The 7026-nt window shown below is 62.2% G+C and carries 7 protein-coding genes and 2 tRNA genes; 4 read left to right on the forward strand and 5 right to left on the reverse strand.

Annotation, left to right across the window (positions count from 1 at the left end):
* Window positions 1–328, forward strand: a 328-nt coding sequence (locus Q0288_RS02615) for a M23 family metallopeptidase (protein ID WP_299426757.1), incomplete at its 5' end; no start/stop codon positions are given.
* Window positions 329–475: 147 nt separating this feature from the next.
* Here the strand turns inward: Q0288_RS02615 and Q0288_RS02620 are convergent.
* Together Q0288_RS02620 and Q0288_RS02625 are read right to left on the reverse strand one after the other, a co-directional pair.
* Window positions 476–551, reverse strand: a tRNA-Phe gene (locus tag Q0288_RS02620).
* A gap of 83 nt (window positions 552–634) precedes the next feature.
* Window positions 635–711: transfer RNA gene (locus tag Q0288_RS02625), tRNA-Asp, on the reverse strand.
* A 74-nt stretch (window positions 712–785) separates the two neighbouring features.
* On the opposite strand from Q0288_RS02625, the gene Q0288_RS02630 reads away from it, so the two are divergent.
* Window positions 786–1139 (forward strand): hypothetical protein, encoded by a 354-nt coding sequence (locus tag Q0288_RS02630; protein ID WP_299426760.1) that lies wholly within the window; start codon window positions 786–788, stop codon window positions 1137–1139.
* Here Q0288_RS02630 and Q0288_RS02635 read toward each other — a convergent pair.
* The gene (locus Q0288_RS02635) at window positions 1100–1720 is read right to left on the reverse strand and encodes a phosphoribosylanthranilate isomerase (protein ID WP_299426763.1); all 621 of its coding nucleotides are present in this window, start codon (window positions 1718–1720) and stop codon (window positions 1100–1102) included. The genes Q0288_RS02630 and Q0288_RS02635 overlap by 40 nt on opposite strands.
* Before the next feature lie 120 nt (window positions 1721–1840).
* Here Q0288_RS02635 and Q0288_RS02640 point away from each other — a divergent pair, with 120 nt between their 5' ends.
* Window positions 1841–4003: a S8 family serine peptidase gene (locus Q0288_RS02640; RefSeq protein ID WP_299426766.1), complete on the forward strand. Its 2163-nt coding sequence runs from the start codon at window positions 1841–1843 to the stop codon at window positions 4001–4003.
* A gap of 370 nt (window positions 4004–4373) precedes the next feature.
* Here Q0288_RS02640 and Q0288_RS02645 read toward each other — a convergent pair whose 3' ends face one another.
* Both Q0288_RS02645 and Q0288_RS02650 read right to left on the reverse strand, forming a co-directional pair.
* Window positions 4374–5768 carry a LutB/LldF family L-lactate oxidation iron-sulfur protein gene (locus tag Q0288_RS02645; protein WP_299426770.1) on the reverse strand — a complete coding sequence of 465 codons (1395 nt, stop codon included), beginning with the start codon at window positions 5766–5768 and terminating at the stop codon, window positions 4374–4376.
* Between the two features lie 165 nt (window positions 5769–5933).
* Window positions 5934–6662, reverse strand: a complete 729-nt coding sequence (locus Q0288_RS02650) for a (Fe-S)-binding protein (protein WP_299426773.1) — start codon at window positions 6660–6662, stop codon at window positions 5934–5936.
* 95 nt (window positions 6663–6757) lie between these two features.
* Between Q0288_RS02650 and Q0288_RS02655 the strand changes: the two genes are divergently transcribed.
* Window positions 6758–7026 (forward strand): heavy metal-binding domain-containing protein (locus tag Q0288_RS02655; protein WP_299426776.1); only part of this gene is annotated, 269 nt, incomplete at its 3' end.

The raw sequence follows: 7026 nt of genomic DNA on the forward strand, positions 1-7026 counted from the left end.
TACCCCGGTCTACTCGGCTACCGAAGGCTTTGTGGTGCGAATGGCCTATGGCCCAGTGGGAGGACTGCAAATCTTTGTGCTTGGGGCCGGCGAGAGGCGCTATTACTACGCCCACCTCGAGCGCTTCGCGCCGGGCCTCGAGGAGGGCAATTGGGTGACCCCGCAGACCCTCCTGGGTTATGTGGGCAACACCGGCACTGCCCGCACCACTCCACCCCATCTGCACTTTGGCATCTACGAGGGTAGCCGTGAAACCTGCGATTACCGCGCTCTGGATCCCTTGCCGTTGCTGCGCGACCGCAACGGGCGAACTCTTGGGGGCCGTTAAGGGAGTCTGAACCACCCTGAAGATAACCCCGATTCTGCTCTTACGGTTTCTTTTGCCAGAGATGGGTTGCTATATTTCGACCAGAAGGCCACCAGTCTCCAGTCCGACGGGCCGAGGGTTTATGCTGTTTCAGAGCTTATTTTTATTTGGTGCCAAGGGGCGGAATCGAACCGCCGACACTGCGATTTTCAGTCGCATGCTCTACCGACTGAGCTACCTTGGCGTCTGGCCCCCGAACTTCGGGGGTCAAATTGATTTTCGCCCAAAGAAGGCGAAAACCTTTTAACCCCAGAAGCGGGAGTCGTCTGGCGCTCCGGACGGGACTTGAACCCGCGATCTCCCACGTGACAGGCGGGTATGTTAACCAACTACACCACCGGAGCAGGTTGTAGCGCAGCGTCGGAGTCGTCCGAACGGGCACATTGGATAATAGCGGCTGGCCTGATGGGTGTCAAGCATGCTGACCTGGAAAGAGGTGCTTGCCAAGCACAAAACCCTGCGGGGGATAGGCCCCCGCAGCCTGCTGGTGGATCGGGGTGAGTCCGGCTACCCCAACCGCTTTCTGCCGGATGGCTCGATTCTGTATCCGGGCGAGGGGCTCTCGGGCCATCAGCAGCCCCTGGGGGGCAACCGGACTCTGCTCTGGGCCCTGGCTTCCCAGACCCCCATGCGGGTGTACCAGCGCGAGAAGGCCAACCAATGGCACGATCGTGGCTTGTTTCGAGTGGAAAGCGTGGAGTATCGGCTGGAAGAGACCGAGCGCCGCTATGTCTACTGGTTCCGGCTGGTTCCGTTAAAGGCCTCTACCTGATCTAGAAACTGCCGCAGTTTGAGGGGGTCTTTGAGCCGGGGCGCTGCCTCCACCCCGCTGCTCACGTCCACCGCGTAGGGCAGTAAGCTCAGTACAGGCTCGAGGTTATCTGGGGTCAGGCCCCCGGCGATAATCAGCCGGGGGTGTTGCAGGAGCGGGGTTATCCAGTCCAGCGGATAGCGTTGCCCGCTTCCCGGGGTTACCCCGTCCACCAAAAGCGCATCGGCGGGGTAGTCCAGCCAGTCGGGCCGGGCCGGGCCCGATAGTTTGAATGCCTTGATAACCGGATAAAACCGGCGGATTTGCTCGGCCCATTCGGGGGGCTCGAGGCCATGAAGCTGGGCCACCTGGAGCCGGGCGGTTTGCATTTGCTCCAGCACAACCTCGGGGGGCGCGTCCACAAACACCCCCACCCGGACGATAAAAGGCCCCAGGGCTTCCACGATGGGACGAATCCGGTCGGGCTCTACGGAGCGCCGGGTTCCAGGAGCCAGGATGAACCCCACCGCCCAGGCCCCCAGTTGCTCGGCCAGCAGGGCGTCTTCCAGGCGGGTAATCCCGCAAATCTTGGCCCGTACCATTCGTTCAGTGTCTCATAACTTTGTCTTTGCCGTAATCGCCTGGCTGCCCAAAGTAACGGGAGAATAACGGTATATGTGCAATATAGCTATGGTGTAGAACTTTATTCAGGAGGTGGGCCGGTGAGGATATATCGTGTAGGGACACTGTTGCTGCTTGGGATACTGGCATCTTGTGGGGAGCCTGCTACAGGCAGCATCTCGGGCCAGGTGAGTTTTTCTACTGGCGGTAGCCAGGCTGGAAGTGCAATCCAGGTCTCGCAGAGGCCCTTTGCCCAGACCAGTGAAACCGATTTTGTACCTGGAGAGGTGATTGTCAAGTTTCGGGCTGGGGTAAGCCTGCAAGCGGTTCACCGCCTCCAGATAGCAGGGGTGGAGTTGCAGCGGGTCGAGAACCTGGACACCCAGGGCATGGCGCTGTGGCGGGGCGCTGCCAGCAAACCCCAGACCCTCGAGGTCGTGCGGGCCCTGTCCCGCCGGGCCGATGTGCTCTATGCCCAGCCCAACTATATCCGCCAGGCCTTCAAAACCCCCAACGATTCTTTCTACAATCTTCAGTGGCACTATCCGGCCATCAACCTGCCTGCCGCCTGGGATATCGAGGATGGGGTTGACCCTACGGTGGTGGTTGCGGTCATAGACTCGGGTATTGTCAAAGCCCACCCCGACATCCCCCAGCCAGTCCAGGGATATGACTTTATCTCCAACCCACAGATTGCCAACGATGGGGGCGGGCGGGACAACGATCCCGAAGACACCGGCAATGTTGCTCCCGGCGCACCCCCCGAGGCCCTGAGCGGCTACCACGGCACCCACGTGGCCGGAACGGTCGCGGCGGCTACCAACAACAGCCTGGGCGTGGGTGGGGTCAGTTGGGGTGCCCGCCTTCTGCACCTCCGCGCCCTGGGAGTCGGCGGGGGCAGCGACGCCGACATTATCGCCGCCCTTCGCTGGGCGGTGGGACTCCCGGTTTCGGGCGTGCCCGCCAATGCCAGTCCGGCGGCAGTGGTCAATATGAGCCTGGGGGGCCGGGGATCTTGTGCACCGGCCTGGCAGGATACCATCACCCAGGCTTCCAACCAGCCCCAGCGCCCCATCATTGTGGTGGCTGCTGGCAACAGCGCCGAAGATGCCTCCGACTTCACCCCTGCCAGTTGTAGTGGAATCATTACGGTGGGCGCCACCGAAACCCGGGGTTTCCGCTCCTACTACTCCAACTATGGCACCCGTATAGATGTGATGGCGCCGGGGGGGGATATAACCATTGACCGTAACAATGATACCTATGTAGATGGGGTGCTGAGCCCACTCAAGGACGATACCAAGACAGGTGCCGCTCAATTCAACTATGTTTTCTACCAGGGCACCTCGATGGCCAGCCCGCATGTGGCGGGTCTGGTGGCCCTGATGAAAGCCCGCCGCACCGACCTGACCTTTCCGGAGGCGCTGGACATCCTCAAGAGCACGGCCGTACCCCTGAGTGCAACCAATTGCACCGGGCGCCCGTCGGATCGGATCCCCCCCAGTTTCCCCACCCTGGCCGGCAGCGACTGCGGCGCGGGCCTGGTCAACGCGCAGGCGGCGGTGACTGTCGCGGGCAGTGTGACCCCCAGTTATACCCTGGTGCTCAATCCCACCTCGGCCACCCTGAGTCCCGCCCCCGGCAGCAGCGTGGAGATTACGGTCAACCTTGTACGCATAGCTGGCTTTACCAGTCCGGTCAGCCTGACCCTTAGCGGAACCCCTGCCGGGGTGAGCGGGCAGTTCACCCCCAGCAGCGTCACCGGCAACACCAGCACCCTGCGCCTCGAGGCCAGTGGAAGCCCGGCCCCTGGGAACTATAGCCTTACCCTCAGTGCCAGCGGAGGCGGCATCAACCGCTCGGTGGGGCTTGCCCTGACCGTGGGTACCGCCGCACCCCCGCCAACCGTGCAGGGAACGGCGGTCTTTGCCCTGTATGTCGCAGGAAATGATATTGACATCAATAAGTCGGCGGTTGTGAACATCAGCCAGACCGGCCAGACCGCACCCTATCTGTTCAACAACCTGCCGGGCGGCGACTATATCGTGATTGCCTGGAAGGACGTGGATAATGATCAAGACGTCACCCCAGGGGACTACCTTGGCGGCTATACCAATACCGATGGCGATCTGCTCCTGGTACGCCCCACCGCCAACAACATCAACGTGCCGCTCTCGGTGGTGCAGGGTACGCAAAAGCTGAAACTGCCCGGTCGGGAAGGAGTTTCCCTGCTACCCAGCCTGCGACAGCTATACCGTAGATAGCGTTTCTGGAACGTACTTATTCAGAACCTCAAACATCCCTCCCCCTGGGGGGGGTTTTGAGCAGGCTCCTGCTTCGCGGCGGGTAGTTGGAGGTAGCAGCCATCGAGCGCAGGGTATGCAGGAGAAGACGGCCTTTCGTGGGAGGGTGGGGGCCATGGTCGCCTCACTCCTCCCATCGGGGGGAGGGGTCAGGTGCCAGAGCGCGAGTTTCACCGGAAGCCTGTGGAGACCGTTCCTTCTACGAAAATGCTGTGCGGGGCTTATTTTTGGTCGCTGGCACCCGTGTAAAAAAGTAGCCAAAACCGCCCTGTGCTCTGGAAAGACCCTCATCCATGCAGGCCGTTGGATCACTGCCAAAATTCGGTGGGGGTCAGACCTCGCCCGCATCCCAGAGCTGGTGGAAGCTTCTGGGGCTGGGCTCGAGACCCGCACGGCCTTGCGTCCAGGCCTTGAGCACCGGCACGATGGTGTTGTCGAGGGCTTTGTGGGGGAGCATCCGAATAGCCTTGGAAGCCAGGCTATAGGCCCAGGGCTGGGTCATGGCCAGGGCGTAGCCTTTGATGGCGGCGGCCTCCAATTTGGGGGTCAGCCCTTCGTCCACGGCCCGGTTGCGCCAGGTAAGGAGCAGCCGGGGGATGGGAATCCGCACCGGGCAGGCCTGAAAACAGGCCCCGCACAGCGAGGAGGCATAGGGCAGCGGTTTGGTTTCTTCGAGACCCAACAGCCCTGGTGACAGAATCGCGCCGATGGGGCCGCTGTAGACGTAGCCATAGGGGTGACCGCCGGTCTGGCGGTAGACCGGGCAGGCGTTCAGGCAGGCTGCACAGCGCACACAGCGCAGCGTCTCCCAGGCCAGGGGGTCGGCCAGCACACTGCTGCGCCCATTGTCCACCAGGATTACATGAACTTCTTCGGGGCCATCGCTCTCGCCTGCGGTGCGCGGCCCCTGCAGGAGCGAGACAAAGGTGCCCAACCGCTGGCCGGTGGCGGCGCGGGCGGTGAGCGAGAGGAAGACCGAGAGGTCGGAGAAGCGGGGCAGGAGTTTCTCGATGCCTACCAGGGCCACGTGGATGCGCGGGGCCGAGGTGGAGAGCCGGATATTGCCCTCGTTTTCGATCAGGGCCAGGGTGCCGGTCTCGGCCACCACAAAATTGGCCCCCGAGATGCCCATATCGGCTTTTAGAAAACCCTCGCGCAGCAGCTTGCGGGCCACAGCGGCCAGGTCTTCGGGGCTGGCCCCGGTGGGGGTCTGGAAGCGCTGGTGGAAAAGTTGGCGGATCTGATCCAGGTTGAGATGGATGGCCGGCCCCACGATGTGCGAGGGCGGCTGGCCCAGGAGCTGGATGAGGTACTCGCCCAGGTCGGTCTCGAGGGTCTCGATGCCCATGCCTTCCAGCATGGGGTTGATGCCCAGCTCCTCCGAGACCATGGTTTTGGCCTTCACCACTTTTTTGACCTGGCCCGCCCTGGCAATTTCGGCCACGATGCGCCGGGCAGCCTCGGCATGCTCGGCCCAGTGCACCTGCACCCCATTACGCTTCAGGCTGGCCTCGGCCTGTAGCAGGTACTGGTCCAGATTCATCAAGACATGGTTCTTGACCCCCTCGGCCCAGTGCCGCCAGGTTTCAGCATCCACCTCGGCGTAGGCCAGCCGCCGCTTGCCGTCAAAGTTGAGGGTGGCCCCCGTTACCGAGTCGCGCACGTGGGGCTCCTCGCGTAGCACTCGAGCCGACTCCTGGGGGTACTGGTTGGCGGTGAGTTTCATGGCTGCCTCTCTGAGATTTTGTAAAAGGTCAAACGCCAGGGGTCAAGAGCTGGATGCTGATGGCTGAGGTCATTACCGAAAACCACAAGACTATCTGGAGAGGTGGATCAATCAAAGGCGGGGCTACCTGACCTGGTAAGCAGTACCAACCCAGACCGGAGACCTTCACTGCGCTGCCTCCCACAACACCGAGGCCAGGGGCCTGACCGGCAGGCTCAACCGCCGGTTTTTGATGCGCCCATCGAGGTGGAGCATACACCCGCCATCGGCGCTGGCGAGGTAGTCAATCTGACTGGTGGGGGGCAGGGTGGAGAGCTTGCGATCGGCCATGCTCAGGGCCACCTCGGGCAGCTTGACCGAGAACAGTCCGCCAAACCCGCAGCACTCTTCGGCAGCAGCCCAGTCTACAATTTCGGCCCCGGCGTTGCGCAGCAGCGTGAGGGGTTCTGACTTGATGCCCAGCTCGCGCAGGCCGTGGCAGCCGTGGTGGTAGGCGACGCGGTGGCCTTGCAGCCCGTTGCCCAGGTGGGTAACTTTTAGCACCTTGACGATAAACTCGGCCAGCTCGTAGGTTTTGTGGCTCAGGGCTTCGGCCCTGGCAAACATTCTGGGATGGTGGCGGTAGAGTTCGGGGTAGAAGGCCCGCAGCATGGTGGTGCAGGAGCCAGAGGGCAAGACCACGTGCTCGGCATCCTCGAGCACCCCCAGGGTATGTTCGGCCACCTGGCGGGCCTCGGCCCAGTAGCCCGCGTTGTAGGCGGGCTGACCGCAACAGGTCTGGCCCTGGGGAAAATCCACCGTACAATCCAGGCTGCGCAGCAGCTTGACCGCAGCCACGCCAGCATCGGAAAAGAACTGGTCGGCGACGCAGGTGATAAAGAGAGAAACCTTCATGTTTAGCGGATTATATCCAGTCCGCTTGCCAGATTGCATCCGCTGGGTCAAACCTGGCTAATATAGAACCCAGGAGGACTTTTGTGAGGCGCAAAATTGTACTGACCACCTCGAGCGATCTCGAGGGCTACCAGATTACCGAGTACCTGGACGTGGTGTTTGGTGAGGCCATTCTGGGGGCCAACATCTTCCGCGACCTGCTGGCCTCGGTGCGCGACATCGTGGGCGGGCGCAGCGGGGCCTACGAGGCCGAGTTACGCAAAGCCCGTGAGATTGCCCTGAATGAGCTCGAGCAGGCCGCAATGACCCGGGGAGCCGATGCGGTTATTGCCGTAGACATTGACTACGAGACCGTGGGCCAGGG

Origin of the sequence: uncultured Meiothermus sp. (genome assembly GCF_937863175.1) — a bacterium.
Classification (GTDB): Bacteria; Deinococcota; Deinococci; order Deinococcales; family Thermaceae; genus Meiothermus.